Raw genomic sequence first — 23,056 nt, 5'->3', positions numbered from 1 at the left:
GAAAGGCACTTGACAAGCTCACGCCGGAGCACGAGGCCCGGGAGCAAACGAAGGTTCGGGAGAGAATATACGTGATTCGTTTGCACTAGGTTTGCCAAGAACTGAACGTGCGTTTCTAGCTTGCAAAAGCTCTCCTTGACGAAGGCATAACATGTGGTACCCAACCCACGGATAGCAGCGTGCCGACCGTCGCCCGCATTTTTGCTCTCGCGCCACGTGCTCAGGCAGAAAAAATAGAGGGTTTGACAAAAACGTTCATAGCAACGAATCTCATCCACGCTATTTGCACCTATTTGCGAAGTTTTTAAATCTAACGAATCTCAGACACTCTATTTGCCGTGTATCCTCTGTTTGGAGCAGTAAAGACTGAAATAACGTTGCCCAGCTACGTTACATTTTGAGAAGGGTTATTTTTACACAAATAGCGATCCTAAACTTCGTTATAAAATTTCGTTCACGTTCTGAGTCACATTTTCGATCTCTAAGCCGCCCTGGGAAAGGAATGGTCTTGGATGGCAAACAAGAGCTAAAGTTTAGCTCACACAAAGTGGATTGCAAATACCGATACAAATACCACATTGTATTCACCCCAAAGTGTAGACGGAAAGAGATCTATAATCAAGTGAGGAAGGATTTAATCGAAATTTTCAAACGTTTATGTAAGTACAAGGGAGTAGAGATCTTAGAAGGTCACATGATGCCGGATCATGTACACATGCTGGTAGCGACTCCACCAAAGATATCTGTGTCATCCTTTATGGGATATCTGAAGGGGAAAAGTTCGTTAATGATCTTTGAGAAGCATGCGCAAATATGGGAATCGAAGCACATGATCAAGCCATAGATAAGCTGAGTGTAAAAAAGTATGAAGATCCGTTCAGCAGCAACAAGAGCAAAAAGAAATAAACCAGCTTAACTGGTAAGTGAAAGTGACCAATAATACCGAGCCTGAACAGTTTTGTGGTCAGGCTAGCGTCTTTAGGCGCAGTTTGGCAACAGGGGGTTATACCCCAAGAGCAAACGACCCGTTGGACGGGTGGTCATGATTTACATCCTCCTGTCATATGAATTGTAAACTAACCCCTTCCCAAAATTTGACTCAAATAGAATATAGATTTGATTTTACGCTGCTATAGTTGGTTCGTAACTTAAGAGAGAGGGAGAGAGTGAAAACCATGCGTAGCTACAATCAAATCAAAAAGCTGCTGCTAATGCTGCTGATGCTTTCCGTCCTGGCAAATTTGACAACAGGCGCTTTTGCGGCTGGTTCCGAGCCTTCAGCGGCCCAGAACACCCATGTTCTTAGCTATGAGAAAATTGGCGGCGGGGTAAGCTATACCGAGGAGGATATAACAAACTACTATGGCTCCCGTAATAGAGTAAGAGTAAATAGATTAGACGTCAATTTGACGGATAGCTATACGAAAGTCATTTCCAGCAAAGCACTGGAAACCGTCAATGCGATCGAAACCGTCGGGGACCAGGCCAAACGGGAAATATTAAAAGGCAATCAAGTAGTTGCGGGGATAAATGCCGACATGTTCGATATGAGCACGGGGCTGCCGGTCGGTCTGATGGTGAAGGACGGCGAGCTGATAACAAGCCAAAATCCGGATGAAAAGAACAATTCTTACCGCACCAGCTTTTATGTGGATCACAACAATGTCCCCGGGATCGATTCGATTCATGCCGAAGGGAGAATATCGGTTAGCGAAAGCGTGTATGAAGTGAACCTGTTTAACCGAAACCAGGGCGTGTCCGACGCACTGGTTATCAATACAAGCGAGATTACGAAAAATCACAAGATGACCCATTACTACGCGGGGAGCAAGGGTAATTCCGCATTTGCACTGATCCGTGTCGACGATTTTAACGGAGTATACCCAGGACAGGAGTATAACGGCTATATTGAGCAGATTTACACGAACGACGGTTTTGATATTCCCGCTGGCTGCGTAGTGCTGGCAGGGTACGGAGCGAGGAAGGCAGACGTCGAGTCGTTAGTGATAGGTGAACAAGTGAGCTTTCGTTACGATCTGTACGCAGGCATAAATCAAAATAATAATATCGCTGTGTCGGTAGCCTTTAACACGTGGCTTGTCCGGGACGGGCGGGCGCTGGAAGCGAGTGAAATGCCGGATAAAACCACCTTTACAACCGGACCTAATGCACGCACAGCATTAGGTATAAAAGAAGATGGAAGCCTTATCGCTGTTACTGTGGACAAGCCAAACGCTAATTTTAGCGATAGCGACGGGATGTCGCTCCCAGAGCTGGCCAAATATATGAGGGATGCCGGCAGTGTAAATGCCCTTAATCTGGACGGCGGCGGCTCGACGGAGATGATTGTCCGTAAAGCCGGCAGCCATCAGCTGGCAACCGTTAACCATCCGAGCGACGGCAGCTCCCGGGCCGTGACGAATGCGCTATTGTTCGTCAGTTCGGCGGCCAAAACCGGAGTCGTCGGCAATGTTGTTGTCGATAGATATGTTACGCTATTTGCGGGCTCAAGCTATAACTTCTCCTTCAGGGTTACGGATGAGTTCGGCAATGCCATTCAGAGTGATACAGTGAAGGCGCAATGGGACAGTACGATTGGCAGCATTGGTGAAAATGGCCGATTCACTGCCCCTAAGGAAGCGATAACAGGAGAAGTCACGGCAACGATTGACGGCGTTAAGGGCAAAGCCGCCGTAACGGTCGTCGACTCCTTCGCGTCCATTGATTTTACAGCCAACACGAGCGTGATCATGCAGCCGAACGAAACGAGGCAATTTGAGTTTAGCGCCGTCGATTCGAAGGGGAGTCAGGTTGTCGTAGACCCTGCGTTGGCTGCATGGAGCCTTACCGGAGGGATCGGCAATGTAAGCGAGGGCGGCCTCGTCACGATTACAGCGGATCACGGAACGGGAAGCCTTGCGGCGACGATCGGGGGAACAACGGTAACGGCTGTCATTTCGGTCGGACTTAAAGAGCAGGTCATTGATGATTTCGAAACTTATCCGATCGAGGGCTACCATCTCGGTGGTTATGGTTATGGCGGCATCAATCATTATGCAGATACGAGCACGATGCTGAGTCTTTCTTCCGAAATCAAACATTCAGGCCGTTACAGCTTCAAAATGGATTATGACTTCTCTCCATGGACAAAGGCGCTGAACGGAACGTTAAACTGGATTCCGCATTGGTATACGGGCAGCAAATGGCCCGACGAGCTTGCGGCGCGCATGGACATGACTTACAAGACGGACGTATATCCTCGAAAATTTGGAGTATGGGTATACGGAGACGGAAAGGCGCCGTGGCTGAGAGCGATTTTTCAAGATGGTACAGGAGCCAACAAAACGATTGATCTTACGAGCGACAGTGACGACATCAATTGGATAGGCTGGAAGTATCTCGAGGTGAACATCCCTCAGGGCTGGCAGCTGCCAATCAGACTCAATTATTTGTATTCCGTCGAAACGAATAAATCGAAAGCTCCATACGCCGGAACGATCTACTTTGACGATCTTAAATTTTTGTACACGGATGAAGCTGCCGATTTTAGCGGTCCGGAATTTACACAAACGACCCCGGCATCAAATAAAGTGCACAGCAGCACCCTTGATTTCTCGACGGTGATCACCGATGCCCTTTCGGGGGTGGATGAAAGCAGAATTACCGTAAAAGTGAATAACGTCTCGCAGGCTTATACTTACGATGCTGCTACGGGCCGCCTTAGCTTCAAGTTGGAGGATCTGGCAGAGGGCGACTATACCGTCTTTGTGGAAGCCTATGATTTGGCCTCCAATCAATCGGTTCCATGGATTGATAAAACCTATCATGTGGACTTGTCGCCGGATACGGACGCTCCGACGATATTCGACGTAACACCTACTTCGAAGATTACCGTCAAAATTCCGACGCCAAGGATCACATTTAAAATCCGGGACGAGAAGTCACAAGTAAAGCCCGATAGTATTGTAGTAAAGCTGAATGATATGCCTCTGCCAGTCTACTATGATGGTAGGACAGGCTGGGGGTATGCCGTGCCAGAGAACCATTTGCCCGACGGAGCTTATACCTTGAGCATTGATGCTCAAGATCAGGCCGGGAATGCGATGCAGACTTATACGGATCAATTGACCGTGGCCTCCATTGCCCAGCCGAAGGACAGTCAAAACTTCAGCATTTCGGTCATCCCGGATACGCAGGGGAATGCGTTTACGGAGCGTATATTTAAGCGAGCTGCCGCCGAAAATACTTCGCTGGTCATCCATTTAGGCGATATTGTCGATAACGGCTCGCAGCAGGAATATAATGAAGCCGTTCGTTATGCAGCGCTGTTTGGGTCCAAGCCGTTATTTGTCCTGGCCGGCAACCACGAAGCTTTTCAGAATACGCTGGACATTTACTATCAGACGTTTGGTTCTCCCACCATGCATTTTGATTATGGCAATACGCTGATCGTTATGCTGAATTCGGCCTTTGGCCAAAGCATCAGCGCATCGGATTCGACTCAGTTCCATTATCTGGAGGAGGTGCTTGCGAAGAACACCCAGCCTAATGTACTGGTGTTCAACCATGTCATCACCAGGGACGATTTCGGAACGGCGCATGAAATGAATCCGGCGGATGCTGCAAGGCTCGAGTCCATTTTAAGCAGCTATAAAAGCAAAAACCGTCAAGTGAACATCAATGTTCTATTCGGTCATCTTCACACGCTGCAATCCTGGGAAGTTGATGGCGTAAAGTATATCATTGGCGGAAATGCGGCCAACAAGGCCTATGTAGGACACGGGCATGGTGATTTGCTCGGAAGCGGCACAATTACGGTGGAGCAGGGAGAGATGAAATATTCCTATCAACCTTTGCTGACGAAAGTATATATCCGAAATGACGCCATCATCTCCAATAAGATGAAGGCCGTTATCGGCTCCCAGGTTCAAATGGATTTATACGGAGATTTCCGAGAGTATCCGAGCCAATATGTGACGCAGCTGAATTCGCATGATTTGGTGGATATCACCTGGAAATCAAGCGATGAATCGGTCGCCGTCGTGGACCGCAAGGGAGTCGTAACGGCGAAGGCTTCAGGTACGGCAACTATCACAGGAACTTCCGGCGGCAAGAGCGGCTCCATTACCGTGGAAACCGTGCAGCCTGCGGAGGTAAAGCCCGTCAAACTGGAGCTGGCCGTAAAGTCCAGCATCAAGGTTGGAGAAGAGATTGTTTCGACGATCAAGGCCACTGATGCTTACGGAGCAGTCTATGCACTTGATTTGAAAGATGTAGTATTCAGCTTCAAGCACGGGCGGGTAACCCAAACGGCTAGCGGGAAGCTGCTGGGGAACGCCGCCGGGGAAGAAGAGATTACCGCTAAGTTTGGCGGTTTGCAGGCTGTGGCCAAAGTGATGGTTATGACGGGAGAGAGCTCGCCGTTCCCATCGCCATCCCCGTCCCCCTCCACTGAATCTGGTGAAAGCATTACGGGTAGAGGCAATACAGACGGCAGCGGTAAAGGGGGAGCTGCTGTTCCCGGCGATGCAACTAAAGAAGGCGCGGACCAAGTGATCGATATTTCCGCCGATACTACGGTAGCTTCAGATCTGTTTGCACAGCTTGGCAAGACAAAAGGAAATACCGTGGCATTTGTGGGCAGCGGCTATCAATGGACCATCCGTGCGGAAGATATTACGAATCCGGCTGTCGCGCCTCGGCTTGATTTGGGCGTCCGCCTCGTTAAGCGTGCGCCGGCAGGAGAAATTGCCCTTCCGGTCCAGGTGAACCCGGTTAAGATTGTGCTTGGACTTGCCTTGAACCACCGCGGCCAGCTGCCCGGCAAAATGACGCTGGAATTAAGCGCAGGCGCAGAGCATGCAGGCCAAAGATTATACTTTTACGCCTTGAATTCCGCGTCGGACTCTCCGGTGCTTAAATATGAGCTTTTGGCAGACGAGAACGGTCAGGTGCTTATCCCGTTTACACGCTCCGATGCGGACGAGTATACTTTGACGACGCAGAAAATACTTGATTTCACGGATGCGAACAGACACTGGGCTAAGGCATATATTTATTATCTTGCCGGCAAGGATTTGGTCAGCGGCATAGGCGAAAATCAATTTGCGCCGGATAAAGTGATCACGCGCGGCGAATTTGTAAAAATGATCGCCGGCGCGGCAGGAGCAGCAGGAGCGGCCGGAGCGGTAGGTCCGGAGGTGCCAGCATATGCAGGCAGCAGATTTACCGATATCCATGCTGACGACTGGTATGCCCCGTATGTGGCCTGGGCTAGCGAGCAGGGAATCGTTGCCGGGATCGACGCGGCCACATTTGCGCCGAATGCCAGTATTACCCGGGAGCAGATGGCAGTCATCCTTATGCGTCTAACCGATATGCTGGGCTATAATTTAGAGAAGCAGTCAGAGCCGATGCGTTTTAAGGATGAAGCTACAATCTCTCCTTATGCCGCAAAGGCAGTGAAAAAAGCTCAACAAGCCGGGATAATTAAAGGAATGGCGGATGATACATTTGCCCCCGGCAGGAGCGCAACGCGAGGTGAAGCGGCCAAAATGGTGACAAGCCTGCTCCAAGCTATGGAAATGAATAAATAAATCGATATGAAAGAGCGATCGCTCCCGGTTCTTTACCGGGGCGATTTTTTTTGGCCTAGGGTTGGTTCGCCCACGAAGCCAATCAACTAGATTACCTGAAAACGGGATGTTGACATATATGAGTTGCAATATGAGAATTGGGGAAGGGCTAGGAATTTGATTCATCGTACCCTTTGAATTTGAAGCAATATTTTGGAGCGGATTCTGGCACAGATTCCAGATTAGATTCCGGAACTCCAGAACAGATTCGATATTAGAGCTATTATTGAGCTATTGAGCTATTGAGCTATTGAACCCATTAACTATTAACTATTAACTATTAATCAGGTTAGACGTTTGAGATCGCTGGAGATGATGACAAATGAACAAAACAATTGGAATATTAGCCCATGTCGACGCCGGGAAAACGACCTTCTCGGAGCAGCTGCTTTACTATACGAAAAGCATCAAACAGCGAGGGCGCGTTGATCATCAGGACGCGTTTCTGGACAGCCATCAAATCGAACGGCAGCGGGGCATTACAGTGTTTACAGACCAGGGGATGTTCAGTTACCGCGGTTCCAGTTATTATTTGATCGATACGCCGGGCCACATTGATTTCTCCCCGGAGATGGAGCGGGGAATTCAGGCAATGGATTATGCGGTAATTATTATTAGCGCCGTCGAGGGAATCGAAGGGCAAACGGAGATTGTATGGGAGCTTCTGCGCAAGCATCGCATTCCCTGCTTCTTTTTTATAAATAAAATGGACCGGATTGGAGCGGACGTGCAGCGTGTGGTGCGGGATATTCAAAGCGCTTTCACCGCGGATGTTTGCGATTTGACGGATGCTCTCACAGAGGATGGCGCCATGAGCGGGGAACTGATCGAATTTGTTGCCGAGCGCGACGAAGAGCTCCTCGAGTATTATATGGAGCACGGCTATGATCAATATTTATGGCTGGACAAAATACGCCGCCTGATCCGGGACAATCTGATCTATCCTTATGCCTGCGGCTCGGCGCTGCAAGGGGCGGGGATTGAGAGCTTCCTGCAGCAGCTGGACCTGCTTACGGTGACCGGATATTCCAGCGAGAAGCCGTTTTCCGGCCGAGTCTATCGGATTCGTCATGACGAGCACGGGACGAGAATGACTTATATCAAAATATTAGGCGGTACGCTAAAGGTACGGGATTCGATAAATTATGGGGATGCCGAAAACCCCCTTTCCGAAAAAATAACGCAAATCCGCGTTTACAATGGCCGCGAGTTTAAAGCGGTGGAGCGGGCGGAGGCGGGCCAGCTTGTTGCCGTATGCGGTTTAAGCATGGCCGCGGTCGGGGACGGTTTAGGAACACTCAAGGAACAAGCGGTCTACGAGATGGTACCTACCCTGAAATCGAAAGTTATTTTTGAGCCTGCGGTGAATGTGAAGGAAGCGTTGCGATATTTTAAAATATTAAATGCGGAGGATCCTTCCTTAAATGTAGTTTGGGAGGAAAGTTTACAGGAGATTCATATTCATGTCATGGGGCGGATTCAGCTGGAGGTTTTGGAGCAGCTCGTCAAGGAACGGTTTAATTTAAATATATCGTTTGATCAGCCGAAAATATTGTATAAGGAAACGATAGAGACAGTCGTAATCGGATATGGCCATTTTGAACCGTTAAAGCATTACGCTGAGGTGCATATTCAAATGCAGCCGGGGGAGCGGAATAGCGGCCTTATTTTCCGGAGTGCATGCCATGCCGATCATTTGTCCGCCGGGAATCAGAATTTAGTCCGCCATCATCTGTTTGAGCGAGATCATCATGGTCTGCTGACAGGCTCGCCACTAACGGATGTAACGGTGACCCTGTTGACCGGGAGAGCCCACAATAAACATACGTCGGGAGGGGATTTCAGAGAGGCCACCTGCCGCGCGTTAAGGCAAGGGCTGGAGAAGGCGCAGAACCTGCTGCTGGAGCCTTATTACCAATTCAAAATCAAAGTGGAGCCCGAACAGCTCGGCCGCGTCATCTCGGATGTCCAGCAGGCTCACGGAAGCTATGACGCCCCCCGGACAGAAGGGAACAAGGCGGTTTTAACAGGAAAGGTGCCCGTAGCTACATTTATGGACTACAATAGCCAGCTGGCCTCCTTCACACAGGGAAAAGGCGCTCTGACCTTAACGTCCGCCGGCTATGACCGATGTCATAATGAGCAGGAGGTCATTGAGCGGATTGGCTACAATAAGGATGCAGACCCGGAATATTCTTCGTCATCGATATTTTGCGCTAAGGGACAGGGCTATACAGTCCCATGGGACGAAGCGGAGAGCAAAATGCACTGCTTGTAATACAGTTCTAGTAAGGGCTGGAAATCATCTCTTTGTTGATGATCGTTCAATTCTCTCAGAGTTGAACAGTGCTATAATGATATAAAGTGGTAAAAAAATACGATAATGCATCTGATGCAGAGTCCGACTAAAGAAGTGATGACACGGGTGAATAGTATAAGGCCGAGAATACAACAGAACGCAGTAGGCTTGTTGAATCGATTTTTTACCGGAACATCTATGGATTATAAGCAAATTATCGCGATCATTATTCCTATTTTTGTCGACCAGGGATTTATCGTTTTGATGAGCTTGCTGAATACGGCGATGATCAGTTCGTCTGGAGTGGCTGCCGTCAGTGCGGTGAGTATGGTTGATTCATTGAACATATTTCTGATTAATGTGTTTGTTGCCGTAGCTACTGGAGGTACGGTCATCGTCGCGCAGTATAAAGGCAGCGGAAATCAGCAAATGGTATCCAAAGCAGCGACGCAGGCGCTTTCCGCTGTGGCCATATTATCTGTGCTTATTAGTGTTCTGGTTATCATCTTTCATACGCCTACGCTGAATTTGTTGTTTGGCAAGGCGGAAGCCGATGTGTTCCAGAATGCAAGATTGTATCTGATCGGCAGCTGTATTACCTATCCGTTCATCGCGATATTTCAGGCCGTAAACGGCGTACTGAGAGGCGTCGCGGAGACGAAGGCCAGCTTGAACTTATCTTTAATTATGAACATCACTTTCTTGATCCTGAACGTGCTGCTCATTACGCTTCTCGATCTGGGCGTGATCGGCCTCATTATTTCCATGCTGCTTGCTAGAATATTAGGTATGGTAAGCTCGCTGGTTTACTTGTTGAAATATAACCAAACCTTGCGCGTGAAGCTGAAAAATACGCTAAAATTGGACTTCTCGATTCAGAAGAAAATTATGTTTATCGGCATTCCGTTTGCCGCAGAACAGATGTTTTTCAACGGCGGCAAGCTCCTGACGCAAACTTTCATCGTTCAGTTGGGGACGCTGGCGATGACGGCGAATGCCATCAGCGGACCTATATCACAATTGCTTCAAATCGGAGGCAGTGCACTGAGCATTTCCATCGTGACGGTGGTGGGGCAATGTATTGGACAAAGGAATATTCCAGATGCCCGGAAATTTATTAAATCGTTTCTGGGGCTTTCTACAGTGATTTTTATAGTAGCATCGATTATTTTATTACCCTTCTTCCCGTTCATTGTAAGGATGTTCTCCCCTCCGGCAGAGATCATTCCGACCATCTTTAAACTTACTATGCTGATTGCTATCGCGCAGCCATTCCTGTGGTCATTCAGCTTCGTTCTGCCAGCAGCCCTGCGCGCGGCGGGAGATTCCAACTTTACGTCGGTCTCTTCCTTGCTGTCGATGTGGCTGTTCCGCGTCATCCTGGGTTATGTGCTGGGAATTACCCTCGGTTTCGGCATTATGGGTGTATGGGTGGCCATGGTGGCGGAATGGGGAATTCGCGGATTGGTCTTTGCCTGGAGATTTAAAGGAGAGAAATGGTACGCGCATAAGCTGATATAATGGTGCAGGTTGCTGTAATGTAAGATAATGATTGGTAATGTAATATATATGTTTGGTAATGTATGGATGAAAATAGAGAGTCAGAGCTCATTCTGACCCTCTATTTTTTTGTGTTTTATAAAAATTAAATGTTCGCGGCGATTACCTGCAAGATTGGAGGATGCAAGTTCACCGAGTTGGAAAGTCTAAGCAAAGCGGGAGCTGTTGCTATTACCGATGATGGCCGATTAGTGATGAATCCCTGGCTGATTTACGAAGCATTCCAACGGCCAGCCAGACTTGGAATCCCCAATACGCTATTTGGTGGAATGAGATTGACGGGCAATGCGGTTATGACAATGGTAAGAGGCAAAGTTGTCTAAGAAGAGCTTAATGCGTAATTATTGAATCCAGATGGAGAGTGGGACATGAACGCGAAGCAACAGATGATCGATAAGCGGCTGGCAGCGCTGGCCCTCCACCGGGAACACCGGGGGAAATTCGAAATTACCTCCAAGATATCTGTTAAGAATGCCGATGATTTAAGCTTGGCTTATTCTCCCGGGGTCGCTGAGCCGTGTATGGAGATCGCTAAACATCCGGCGGCGGCTTATGAATATACGGCCAAGGGAAATATGATCGCCATCGTGTCGAATGGGACGGCTGTACTCGGTCTCGGACACATTGGTCCTGACGCAGCGATTCCGGTCATGGAGGGGAAGGCGATCCTGTTCAAGCAGTTTGCGGGGATTGACGCTATTCCATTGTGCATTCGCGGTACGGAGCCGGATGAAGTCGTGGAGACGGTCAAGCGTCTGGAACCTTCCTTCGGCGGAATTAATCTCGAGGATATTGCCGCGCCGGCTTGCTTTGAAATTGAGAACAGGCTGAAACGGGAAATGGGCATTCCCGTCTTCCACGATGATCAACACGGTACGGCGATTGTGACGCTGGCCGCTTTAATGAACGGGGTAAAACTAACGGGGCGAAGCGTTCCGAATACTCGGATTGTAGTCAACGGAGCGGGCGCAGCCGGACTGTCTATTACGAGGCTTCTTGTAAAGTTCGGCTTTCGTCAGATCATACTGGCAGATCGTACTGGAGCGATTTATTCGGGGAGAGCCGAAGGGATGAATACATATAAGCAAGAAATCGCCGAGCTAACGAATGCTGAGCAGGTAGAGGGCAGCCTGGAGCAAATCATTCAGGGGGCGGACGTATTTATCGGCGTTTCGGCGGCCGGTGTTTTATCTGAATCAATGGTGCGTTCCATGGCTCGAGATTCAATTATCTTTGCGCTGTCTAATCCCGATCCGGAAATTTTGCCGGAAGCAGCATGGCGGGCCGGAGCCGGCATCGTATGCACGGGACGCTCCGATTATCCCAATCAGGTGAACAATGTGCTGGCTTTCCCGGGGATTTTCCGCGGAGCGCTTAACGCTCGTGCTGCGGCGATTACCGATGAGATGAAGATTGCAGCAGCTGCAGCTATCGCAGGGCTTGTACCCGAAGGTGAATTATCCGCCGATTATATTATTCCTGGTCCTTTCGATGAGCGGGTCGTGCATGAAGTGGCGGAGGCGGTTGCCCGGGCGGCGTTGGTCCAAATGTAAGGAGTTGGTCTATAGTGTGTTAGTCTAACTGTAAGGGGTTGGTCTATACGGTGTTGGTCCAACTGTAAGGAGTTGATCTATACGGTGTTAGTCCAACTGTAAGGTGTTTTCCTAGAGGAAAGGTCGATTTGTTCGCGAAATCCGTCTATTGATGTGCTTCTATTCGCGAGGTCCGACGGCTTACGAAAGTAACTGTATTTATAGTAGTTATTATGTGTGGTTTGGAGAAAAAAGTCATTTAGATGGATTTCATGTATTAAAAAGAAGCTTATTTGCTAAGGAAGGTTGGATAGTCTCGTTTAGATGCAGGAATTCCATTTAAATGTTTCAAAGCTCCGATTTGCTCAAAATTAAATACACGAATTCCATTTAATGTACAGATGGCAGGAGAATTTACTTAATACATGCCCTATGAACCTGCCACAAGAACAACTTGTACTGTCTGCCGTAACCTGCCACAAGTGCGGCTTGTCAGTTGCTGCCCGCTGTCGCTCCCGCTGTCGCTCCCGCTGTCGCTCCCGCTGTCGCTCCCGCTGTCGCTCCCGCTGTCGCTCCCGCTGTCGCTCCCGCTGTCGCTCCTACCAAAAAGTAATAGGTCCATCAGCCGACAACTTCCTACAAAATCAACGGAATCGCCTAACTTTTTTGGAGAATATTGTTGAATAATAGTTAGTTTTGGGATACAATGATTCCATTTATGTGCAATTGTACTTATTGGTATAGGTGCAATGGGCTAGATTAAAGGAGGATGTCATTTGTATTGCACAAATTGCAAGTCAGAATTAGCGAAAAATGCAAAATTCTGCGGAGAATGCGGGCAGGAGGTAGCAGAAAGCTCTTTACAGCAGCTAGTTACTGAGAATCAATCTGAGGAGAAAGTATCACCTTCAAAGCCTGTGCAGTTTTTACAGCAGCATAAGCTGTTGGCAGGCGGGCTGTTAGGGACGATCGTGCTGGCCTTGGTTGTTATTTTAGTCTTAGTGCCATTGTTTCAAGCTAAGAAGAGCCCGATTATTTTTCTAGGTGAAAATGAGTTGTCCATGCAATCATCCAAAGATGAAGAGCCGATCTGGCTTAGTAGAAAGATTATGGACAGCGAGGATTGGAATTGGTCGTGGGGTTGGACAAACAGTAGTTTTCTGATATTCAATGTCCAACTCAATGAAGACCGGGATAAGCTATTTTTCGTTAAAAATCTTGATGAAGACGAAAAAGCCAGCTTATATTATCGTGATTTGAAGAAAAAAAACTCCAGTTGGGGGAGGGAGCAAGGAGTTAAATTAGCATCCAATATCGATCATGTAAATAACAAGACATTTACGATCAGCAGTTCGGGCAAAACGGTTTTATACATAAAGAACTACGACGCGGAAAGCGGCGGCCAATTTTATTTACATAATCTCACCAGCGAGCAGCTCATTGATCACCGGGTAACGGATTACTGGTACTCGGATGACAAGAACCTCATTTATTATACGAAAGTAAATGAGGAAGAAAGAGAAGAAGACTTATATTATGTTCACGTTAAAAAATTGAAAGATAAGGAACAAGCAGCTTCAAACATTCATTCTGTCCTTCAGCTCGATGAAGAGAAAGGCGATCTATACTACACGACGACGACTTCGAACGAGTTTACTAACAATCAGAATCTATATAAACAATCGCCAGGCAAAAAGGCTGTCGAATTAGCGTCTGGGATCGGCAATATCGTATCCTTCGTTGAGGACGACTCATTTTTCTATACGGAATCCGTGATTACGGAAGTCCAATTATCGGACTTGGTTCAAGACGATTTGGCTGAATCTGATGCAGCTATCCAGAAACCGTCCATTCAAGACTATACAACGATCGAAGAAAATGTCGAGCATGTGAATTGGTGGACAGGCGAAACCTACTATAGGGATGTGGAACATACGGACTATGATTCATATAATGAAGCAAAGGATCGTTACTCAGCTAAAGCCGAACGGGATCGGTTACGCCGTGCATTGAGTAAGGAAATGTATCAGCAAGAATCGCTGCATCTTTACTATTCCAGCAACGGCAAAAGTAAGAAGCTGGTCGAAAATTACGATTACCCTACCTACGTGGATGCAGCTGACGGGACGATAGTCTATTATAAAAAATCACTTGATAAGGATAAGGTATTATTATCCGAAATCAAGCGCGTAGACGATGTACGCTCTGCGTATGAGGAGCGTGACCGGACTTCCCCTGCTTACATTTCCAATAAACACGTCGTTGACCTGAATTTTGGGGAGGACGGAAAGAGACTTATGGTATTAAACTTCTCATCAGACGGGAAGGTATTGTATGGCAGGGAGATGGGGGGCAACACAGATGCAGATGAGATTGTTACCTATGATATCGTGAAAGGGAAGCCGGAAAATCGAAAGGTTCTTGTTGAGGATGAGGATGTTCTGTTTGCGAATTATTTACCGGAATCCTCTCAATTGTTCTATTATAAAGGAACTGATATTTACAACGGCGATCTGTATGTCATTGAAAATGGCAAGAGCAAACAGATTGCTGAGAATGTAGGGATGTGGCAATCAAGGTTCTACTTCGAGGACAAATCATTGTTCTATTATACAGACTATGATGACGATAAAAATGCGGGTACATTGCATCAATATAAAGACGGCAAGTCCAAGGAGATCGCCAGCGGAGTAAGCAGTTTTTACTATAGTAAATCGGCAGGCCTGTATTATATAGCAGACTATAATTACCAACGAAGACTCGGTACGCTGATGAAAGCGGAGGATAAGGGAGAAAGCATCTTCATTGCGGATGAAGTGTCTGAAATATTTGATCCGGAACGCTTCAATTGGCTGGGATTATAATTTAGTTAATATGGCAATGAGTAGGAGGGGAGAGATCCCCTTCTATTTATTTTTATTTGCCTCAGCACATGATTGGCGGACTTGTCTGCTATGATATGGAGTGGGGAGGGAACAGCATATGAAACAGCGCGAGAAACAGGACATGGATCATATAGAGCAACAAAACCAAATAAAGCAGCACGATTTTACGCAGGGGAACATTTGGCGGCAGTTGCTCACGTTTTCGGCACCGCTGCTGCTCACGAATTTACTCCAAATATCTTATCAATTTATCGACAGTTTATGGGTCGGCAATCTGCTCGGCACGAATGCGCTGGGAGCCGTGGCAATATCCAGTACGGTATTATTTACGATTCTATCCTTCATCATCGGGATTAATAATGCGGCACTGACCATTTTATCGCAGATCAAGGGCAAACAAGACGAGCAGGGTTTAAAAAGTTATGTGAATGCATTTTCCGTTATTCTAGGCATGATCGCTATTGTGCTGGGCGTGGTTGGGTATGTATTTGCAGAGCAGATTTTGCTCCTGCTGCGAACGCCTAACGAGATGATTTCTATGGCCGTAAGCTATTTGCAAATCAACTTTATGGGCATCTTGTTCTTGTTCGGTTACAACTTTATTAGTACTGTGTATCGGGCACTCGGAAATAGTAAAACGCCGCTGCGCTTCGTCATGATTGCCGTTGTCTTGAACGCAGTGCTTGATCCATTGTTTATTTATGTATTTCAATGGGGGATTCAAGGCGCAGCCTATGCAACGGTCGTTGCCCAAGGGGCTGCTTTCTTCTATGGACTTGTACTCAGCATACGCCGTAAATTCATTCCGTTTTCTATGCCAAGTCGTCCCAAGAAAGCAGAAATCTCGCTTATATTAACGCAAGGGATTCCCTCCGGCCTGCAAATGATGGTTATTTCTGCGGGATCAGCAGCGATTATGAGCGTAGTGGCGTCGTTCGGGAAGGATACGGTGGCTGGCTTTGGTGCGGCGCAGCGTCTGGATAGCCTCATCATGCTTCCGGCTCAAGCGCTAGGCGTAGCCGTGACAAGTATGGCGGGGCAAAATATTGCCGTGAAGCAATGGCAGCGCGTAAGACAAATTACCAGGTATGCTCTTTTGCTTAATTTGGCAATAATGCTTTCTATTTCGTCGATCATTTTTATTTTGGCCAAGCCGGGGATTGAAATGTTCATCTCTGAGCCGGGAGCTGTGGCGTTTGGTAGCACTTATGTGCAGCTGCTCGCTTTTTTCTATCCGTTTTTAGGCTTGAATTTTATTTTTAACGGCGTAGTGCGAGCTTCGGGAGCGATGCTGCAGGTGCTTGTCCTGAATATCATCTCCTTCTGGATTTTGCGGTATCCGCTGACTTATTGGTTTGCCGGCATGCTTGGCGAGAAGGGAATTGCGGCAGGCATTGGCTTAAGCTTCGTGATTAGCAGTGTTATCTCCTATGCCTATTACCGATTCGGAGGCTGGCGGGCAAAAAAATTGTTCGCAGAGACCTAAAAGGTGGAAGGAGAATCTGATGAAAAAAAATTAGTTCTAATCCTTGGAGGAGCTGTGCTGTTATTCGGCGGAATGAGCTTGGGGGCAGCGGCCAGCTCGCAGCTGCAAGAAATCAAGGCGTTTCTGAATGGAAGCATCAAAGTTAGAGTCGATGGAAATATCGCTCAGCTGAAGGGTGCAAACGGCAAAGCCTTACGCTAGAAAGCGGAATGTAAACGATCGAAGTAGACATTACCGGTGTGAAGAACATTGCAATTAATGTGAAGAAGGAAGTTGACGGAGGCTTTATCATTCCGCTGACAACTTCTTATTATAAATAAAATGCTAAGGGCCCCGCTTTTACGGGGAGCTTCGTTAAATATCTCCTGCTGGCTTCGGCAGGGGGTATTTTTTATGCACTCCTTCTGTACATGTTTCCGTGGGATGGCAGCTCATTGGAATATGTGTGACTTTTGTAATTGCAAACATAGAAGTGTGGGAATTATTTCCCTGGACATTGGTTTGGTTGACAATGAAGGAAATAGTCATAAAGAGCTTATTTTCGACAAATTTAGAGGTTTTTCAACGGTATTGGCGAAACACCTTTAGACATAAAATTAATAGCTTAAGAAGAAGGAGAAGGCGAAATGAAAATTTTTAAAAGTAAATATTACATACTCTTCGTTGTTTTGGCTATGCTTACTGGTGTTTTTGCATGGCCGGCGGCAAATCTGCAAGCCGCAAAGGCTGGCGATTCATTCATTCAAGAAATAAATAAGCAGTACACGACGGTTCGCGATGAGTCCAGAGGTCAATACGATGCCGATTTGAAACAGATTCAGGGGGATTTTGAGCTATTCCTGCTAAAATCCAGAGAGGATCAAAGTACGCTGGAGAAGCTCCTGGATGATGATCTGGCCTATCTGACGCAGCTGTTGAAGGAGGATCATAAACAGCTGCAAGCAGCTTATGGCAAGCAATCCAGCTACCAGAGCAAATTGCAGCAATACGAACGGGCGATTAACCCGCATTACTCTTCCGGCCCGCTATGGAGATATAACAAGGCAAGCGATAAGAGCTATTCCTCGAGTATCCACTGGAAATTCAACAATGAAATTAACCCTAACTATTCCAGCAGCCTGATGTGGAAATACAGCAACAATGTTAATCCATCCTATTCATCAAGCATCATGTGGAAATATGCCAATACGATGAATCCGAATTATAGCAGCAGCCTGATGTGGAAGCTGGAAAATGAGAGCAATCCATCGTATTCCTCAAGTACGATGTGGAAGTATGACCGGGGGGGCATGAGCCTGACCGCGGCAAAGGAGCAAATGGCCACGATTTTTGCCAATGCGAGGAGAGATCTTCAGGCTTCGCGTGATCAGGCGGTAGGTGAGATGAACAGGCTGAAAGCAAATACGGAATCATCCATTATCGCGCTGCGCAACAGTAGTGCAGAGAAATTGCTGCAGCAGCGGGCCAGCAGTCTTGCGGAGATTTCGTCGATCAGAGAACGCCACTTCGGCAAGGGCATTACGCCAAATAAACTGCAAATTAGCTTTGATAAGATCAGAGTTATTGTTGATGGAGAATTAATGACTTTCGAACAACCGCCGTTGATGAAAGATGGCAGTACGCTCGTTCCGATGAGAGCCATTTTCGAGCGCCTAGGCGCTAGCCTGAAATGGAACGCTCAGGCTCAATCCGTTGTGGCGACGAAGGATGAGACGAAGGTTGAGCTGACTCTGGGCAGTAAAGCTGCGAAGAAGAATGGACAGGTGATGAATCTGGATGTTCCCGGGCAGCTTGTCGGCTCCCATACGATGGTGCCGATCCGCTTCATTAGCGAATCGCTCGGCGCCAGCGTCAAGTGGGACAGTGCCACACAAACTGTGTATATCACAACGGCTGCCGCAGAAACCGGCGATACAGAGCCTTCCGAAGCCGAAGCGGCCGTGTCCGGAACCGCTGAGACTGTAACTGGTGAGGTAGTAAATGAATAGACAGTAGATGAATGGAATTAACTGCCAATATGGTAAATGAATAGACTGTTGCCGAATGGATGCAACTGATGAAATAGTAGCTGAATGGAAGCAACTAAATAGACAGGAAGAAACACTAAGAGCTGAAAATCCCACTCTTGCATCATAATGCAAGGGTGGGATTTTCACTTTGGCAGATAAAATTTTAATGGATCTCATCCAGCAGTTCGTAAGCTTCCTGTTTCGTTCGGACGTTTAGCAGCCGCTCCATGTAACTCTCGTCCATCAGTTTGCGGGAGAGCATTTGCAGTATTTTTAAATGCTCGTTCCCTTTGTTTTCTTCGGGAATTGCAATCATAAAGATCAATTTCGCTGGGGTACCGTCTACGCTGTTCCAGTCGACCCCTTCCTGCTTCATCCCGAAGACGACCCGGGGATGAATGACAGCACTTGATTTCCCATGGGGAACCGCGATGTTCATGCCGATTCCAGTTGAGCTTTCCTGCTCGCGGTTAAGAATGGCCTGTTTGAACTCGGAAGCGGAACTGATTGCTCCGTCTGCCAGCAGTTTTTCGATCATCTCGTCGATGATCTCGTCGCGGGAATGGGACACAAGCTCTGTTTCGATCAGGGCGGGGTGGATAATATCGGTTAGTTTATGGATCGGCCGATGTTGATCTGCAGGAGCTTTTGCTGTATTAGCACCGTTCGTACCGTTTCCTGCATCTGCTGCATAGGCACTGTTTGCATCGTTCCTCGCATCTGCTGCAATCGCTGCACCAACGCCGTTCCCCGCATTCGCTGCATTCGCACCATTTACACCACTCGTACTGTTCCCTGCATCCACTACATCCACTACATCCACTACATCCACTGCATCCATTGTACTCCCTGCGTTCCCTGCATTTCCTGCACTCGCCAAATTATATGCTAAGGATTCTCCAGCCACACTGGATTGGTGCACAACGACATCTTTCTTTAATAGCTTAATCATCAGAGCGGTGACGATCGAGCCGATAATGACGGCAATAAAGAACATGACTACGTTATCGACGGCTCCCAATACCGCCACGATCGGTCCGCCGTGAGCGACACGGTCCCCAACCTGGCCCAGCATGGCTATGACAGAACCGATCATGGAGCCGACCATGATGCTTGGAATGACACGCAGCGGGTCCTGGGAGGCAAAAGGAATGGCCCCTTCCGTAATTCCGAACAATCCCATCGTGAACGAGGCTTTTCCGGATTCCCGCTCTGTATCATGAAACTTCCGCTTAAACAGAAAGGTGGCCAGCCCGAGTCCAATCGGCGGTATACAGATGGCGACGGCGATCGGCCCCATAATTTCATAGTTTCCTTCACCGATCATCGCTGAACCGAACAAGAAAGCAACCTTGTTAACAGGTCCGCCCATATCGAAGGAGATCATTGCCCCGAGAATCAGGGCCAGCAGGATGGAGCTCGTTCCCTGCATGCTTGCTAGCCAAGCGGTTAATACTTCGAACACTTTCGCAATCGGCCCGCCAAGAATATTAATGAAGGCCAGGCCAACGATCAGTGACGCGAGTACAGGAATAATAATGATCGGCATAATAGGCGCGAGCGCTTTAGGTACTTTCCACTTCTTGATCCAAAGCGCCACATAACCTGCCAGGAAACCGGCAATAATCCCGCCTATAAATCCGGCGCCTGCTTCACTGCCGTAGAAGCTCCCGTTAGCAGCGATGAAGCCGCCGATGATCCCTGGAGCGAGACCCGGCCGATCCGCGATGCTGAAGGCGATAAATCCGGCCAGGATCGGCACCATAAACGTAAACGATGCAGCTCCGACACTTTCAATCGTTTTCCAGAATGATCCCTCGGGAATCTGCAGCCCGCCTGGTGTCGGTACGCCGCCGATCGATAGGGCAATAGCGATCAGCAGCCCGCCAACAACGATAAAAGGCACCATATAGGATACGCCGCTCATCAAATGACGATAAAATTGGTTTTGCTTGGCCGCTTGCTGCCGGGGATGGCCGCCTACCGCATCTTGGGCCGCTTGCGCTTGGTAGACCGGAACGTCCCCGCGAATCAACTGCTCGATTAAAGCTTCCGGGTTGCGGATTCCTTCTTGGACTCCGACGACCAGCAGTTTTTTTCCGACAAAGCGGCTCTTGTCCACGTGCTTATCAGCGGCGATGATAATCCCGTCTGCCTGAGCGATGTCCTGCTCCGAAAACTCATTCTCTACGCCGATGGAGCCCTGGGTTTCCACTTTCATGGGGATTCCGAGCTTATCTGCGGCTTTCTGTAAATTTTCTGCCGCCATATACGTATGCGCAATGCCGTTCGGGCATGATGTTATAGCTAACAATTTCATTTAAACGAACCTCCTCTGTTTAAAATAAAGTCTTTATACCCCCCATGTTACCCAAATAAAACAGAGGAATAGTTTTTATTTTTACCGCAGATTCCGGCAAAACAAACTTTATAATAGGGCAAAGAGGTCCTCAGGCTGTTTGGCCCGGATAAGCTGCTCAACTATTGCAGGCTGCTCACTAAGAAGAGACAGGCGCTGGAACAGCTTCTTTGTGTTTTTTTGCTCCTGATTGCGCAGTGCCAGCATAAACACAATCGAGACTTTTTCCTGCTCCCACTCCAAAGGCTCCTTTAAGGTGGCAATGGCAATTTGCGATATCTTCACCAGCTTCGGATCCCCGTGAGGAATGGCGATACCGCCGCCAATCGTGGTGGAGGATGCCCTTTCCCGCAGCAGCGCCTGATGGGCGTAATCCTGCGCTACGAAGCCCTGGGCGTATAAGCTGTTAGCCAATTGCTCGATGATTTCAAACCGGTGCGTGACCTCCACTTGAGTAAAAATCAAGGCTGGCTTCGTATACATTTGCAAAAAAGAAGCGGAAGCCTCGGGCTGCTCTTCCAATCGTTCGAGAAAACTCGTTAATTTTTTCACATCGGCTGCTTCCAATAGTGGCGAAACTACAATGTGCGGCAGCTTTATATTTCCCAAAGGAACGGTGGACACTATGAAATCAACAGGATTATGCTCCAAGTATAGAGGCAAATCCGCTCTGCCGAGGGAATCCAGCACTTGGATTCCACTGAATTTGCGCTCTAGCTTTGTGCGCAATATTTGCGACATGCCGGTTCCCATGTGGCACACCGTTACAATATGCTTCATCGATTTGGGCTGTTTATTCGACCGCTCAACGGCGGCTTGAAAATGCAGGGTCAGATAAGCGATTTCATCCTCTGGTATCGTAAAATGATAGCTTATCTTCAGCTCGTTGGCCGCATATATTACCATGCTGAACATATAGGGATACATTTTCTTAATGTCATGCAGCAATGGATTGGTCACATCAAGCCCATAGTTTAATCGATGAATTGTGGAGCTTAAATGTATGCCCAGCCCCTCCCGGAGGGTAGCATCCTGTTCAAAATTCATAAAGGTCAGGCTGGACAATTTTCGGATCAGCGATTGTACTAATTCCGTCACTTCTGCGGTAATCTTTAGCCGATGCTCGGACATATTTGCTGTTTCCGCCGGCGAACGCGAACGGATTTTCGCTCCTAACAGATGCGCGGTTAAGTAAGCAAGCTCGTCACCCGAGAAATGAACGGAAAATATACGCTCCAGTCCCTTCGTAAAGTCCATTGTCCAGCGGTATTCTTTTTGCATCTGTATAAATTCTTTTTCCTGATCTGCAAAAGAAATCGGCTGCCTTAGCTTCGTTCTTCGAATCATGAGCAGCGTATGAATCAGCAAATTGTCGAAAGCTTCATCCGTGAAATGAAATGATTCATTCTCTTCCAGCTGCTTCAGCTCCCGGGTTACAGCGTCTACCTCGTAAGCTTCAAATTTTTTCTTAATAAAATCATTGGTCGTGGTGCCGATGAGCTGGGATACTTTAGACAAGGCAGCCCGCTTATCCATCTCCGTTCCCTCGATCATAATGCCGACCCTTTGTTTGGAGACGATGGCTAGTCCCCGTTTTTCCAGCCATGGTTGAAGGGAGTTTAAATCCCTTTTGATCACGGATCGATTCACATAATATTTATCAGCCAACTCCTGAAGCGTTGCAGGCTTGGCGTTCATCAGCAGCTCATAGGCAACTGCGGCAATCCGGTTATCGTCCTGTTCATAGCCGGCATTCGGGGCAGACTGGAATAACTGATCGAATAGTCTGGCCTGCTCGTGCTCCTCGATATCCAGATTTACGCCAATTCCCGGCTTGCGTAATAGCTTGGCATTTCCGTACTGCTGCAAAAAGGCATCGATCGCTTCGAAATCGTTTCGAATCGTTTTTTCCGAGCAATTCAAATGCAGCGCCATATCCCGAACTACAAAATAGCGGCCTGTGTCGCTTAACAGCATCCGCAAAAGCTCTTTTTGACGTTTTGTATTTATCATGCTTTAAGTTTCACCACCTTGCTTAGAGTTCTATTCAATATGTATGGGAAAATCGGTAGGGGTAAATCGTACTCATTATAGCCGAGCCGTTAGATTTGTCCAATAACGTAAAATAGCGAATGGCTATTTATCGTCTTTTACTTGGAATTTCCATTCAAAAATTGGTAGTATGAGGATGTAGAGTGATGAAACGATACATTCTATGACTCTAATTGAAGTATCCGTTCGAGTAAGTTCATGAGTGTTCTACTTTGCTATGTAGACAAGCGGCGAGGAGG

At 47.7% G+C, this 23,056-nt stretch carries 11 protein-coding genes and 2 pseudogenes; 11 read left to right on the top strand and 2 right to left on the bottom strand.

Features of this window, described 5'->3' with window-relative positions:
- Positions 1-512: 512 nt before the first annotated feature.
- From tnpA to G358_RS0110460, 11 genes and pseudogenes are all read left to right on the top strand, one after another.
- Positions 513-814 (top strand): annotated as a pseudogene (gene tnpA / locus G358_RS31270) (IS200/IS605 family transposase); the annotation flags it as partial.
- Positions 815-817: 3 nt separating this feature from the next.
- Positions 818-906, top strand: a pseudogene (locus G358_RS34530) (IS200/IS605 family transposase); the annotation flags it as partial.
- 269 nt (positions 907-1,175) lie between these two features.
- Positions 1,176-6,596, top strand: a complete 5,421-nt coding sequence (locus tag G358_RS29890) for an S-layer homology domain-containing protein (RefSeq protein WP_019637177.1) — start codon at positions 1,176-1,178, stop codon at positions 6,594-6,596.
- 361 nt (positions 6,597-6,957) lie between these two features.
- On the top strand, positions 6,958-8,913 hold the full coding sequence (locus tag G358_RS0110505; protein WP_019637176.1) for an elongation factor G: 1,956 nt from the start codon (positions 6,958-6,960) through the stop codon (positions 8,911-8,913).
- Positions 8,914-9,051: 138 nt separating this feature from the next.
- On the top strand, positions 9,052-10,455 hold the full coding sequence (locus G358_RS0110500; RefSeq protein WP_157274331.1) for an MATE family efflux transporter: 1,404 nt from the start codon (positions 9,052-9,054) through the stop codon (positions 10,453-10,455).
- A gap of 176 nt (positions 10,456-10,631) precedes the next feature.
- Positions 10,632-10,817 (top strand): hypothetical protein, encoded by a 186-nt coding sequence (locus tag G358_RS0110495; RefSeq protein WP_019637174.1) that lies wholly within the window; start codon positions 10,632-10,634, stop codon positions 10,815-10,817.
- A gap of 66 nt (positions 10,818-10,883) precedes the next feature.
- Entirely contained in the window at positions 10,884-12,047 is a 1,164-nt protein-coding gene (locus G358_RS29885) for an NAD(P)-dependent malic enzyme (protein WP_420836055.1), read from the top strand.
- A gap of 755 nt (positions 12,048-12,802) precedes the next feature.
- On the top strand, positions 12,803-14,890 hold the full coding sequence (locus tag G358_RS0110480; protein WP_019637171.1) for a zinc ribbon domain-containing protein: 2,088 nt from the start codon (positions 12,803-12,805) through the stop codon (positions 14,888-14,890).
- Between the two features lie 118 nt (positions 14,891-15,008).
- Positions 15,009-16,397: an MATE family efflux transporter gene (locus G358_RS0110475; RefSeq protein WP_019637170.1), complete on the top strand. Its 1,389-nt coding sequence runs from the start codon at positions 15,009-15,011 to the stop codon at positions 16,395-16,397.
- A gap of 3 nt (positions 16,398-16,400) precedes the next feature.
- Positions 16,401-16,598, top strand: a complete 198-nt coding sequence (locus tag G358_RS0110470) for a hypothetical protein (RefSeq protein WP_019637169.1) — start codon at positions 16,401-16,403, stop codon at positions 16,596-16,598.
- 425 nt (positions 16,599-17,023) lie between these two features.
- Positions 17,024-18,385, top strand: coding sequence for a copper amine oxidase N-terminal domain-containing protein (locus G358_RS0110460; RefSeq protein WP_019637167.1), 1,362 nt, complete (start codon positions 17,024-17,026; stop codon positions 18,383-18,385).
- 184 nt (positions 18,386-18,569) lie between these two features.
- Here the strand turns inward: G358_RS0110460 and G358_RS0110455 are convergent, their stop codons facing one another.
- Together G358_RS0110455 and G358_RS0110450 are read right to left on the bottom strand one after the other, a co-directional pair.
- On the bottom strand, positions 18,570-20,726 hold the full coding sequence (locus G358_RS0110455) for a fructose-specific PTS transporter subunit EIIC (RefSeq protein ID WP_019637166.1): 2,157 nt from the start codon (positions 20,724-20,726) through the stop codon (positions 18,570-18,572).
- A gap of 108 nt (positions 20,727-20,834) precedes the next feature.
- Positions 20,835-22,778, bottom strand: coding sequence for a BglG family transcription antiterminator (locus G358_RS0110450; protein WP_019637165.1), 1,944 nt, complete (start codon positions 22,776-22,778; stop codon positions 20,835-20,837).
- Between the last annotated feature and the right edge of the window lie 278 nt (positions 22,779-23,056).

It is taken from the genome of Paenibacillus fonticola DSM 21315 (genome assembly GCF_000381905.1).
Lineage (GTDB): Bacteria > Bacillota > Bacilli > Paenibacillales > Paenibacillaceae > Fontibacillus > Fontibacillus fonticola.
This window is presented reverse-complemented; position numbering and strand designations above follow the sequence as displayed.

Excerpts from the sequence above, each read along its gene's own strand:
- G358_RS29890 (WP_019637177.1), top strand. The coding sequence starts at position 1,176 with ATGCGTAGCTACAATCAAATCAAAAAGCTGCTGCTAATGCTGCTGATG.
- G358_RS0110505 (WP_019637176.1), top strand. The coding sequence starts at position 6,958 with ATGAACAAAACAATTGGAATATTAGCCCATGTCGACGCCGGGAAAACG.
- G358_RS0110500 (WP_157274331.1), top strand. The coding sequence starts at position 9,052 with ATGACACGGGTGAATAGTATAAGGCCGAGAATACAACAGAACGCAGTA.
- G358_RS0110475 (WP_019637170.1), top strand. The coding sequence starts at position 15,009 with ATGAAACAGCGCGAGAAACAGGACATGGATCATATAGAGCAACAAAAC.
- G358_RS0110460 (WP_019637167.1), top strand. The coding sequence starts at position 17,024 with ATGAAAATTTTTAAAAGTAAATATTACATACTCTTCGTTGTTTTGGCT.
- G358_RS0110455 (WP_019637166.1), bottom strand. The coding sequence starts at position 20,726 with ATGAAATTGTTAGCTATAACATCATGCCCGAACGGCATTGCGCATACG.
- G358_RS0110450 (WP_019637165.1), bottom strand. The coding sequence starts at position 22,778 with ATGATAAATACAAAACGTCAAAAAGAGCTTTTGCGGATGCTGTTAAGC.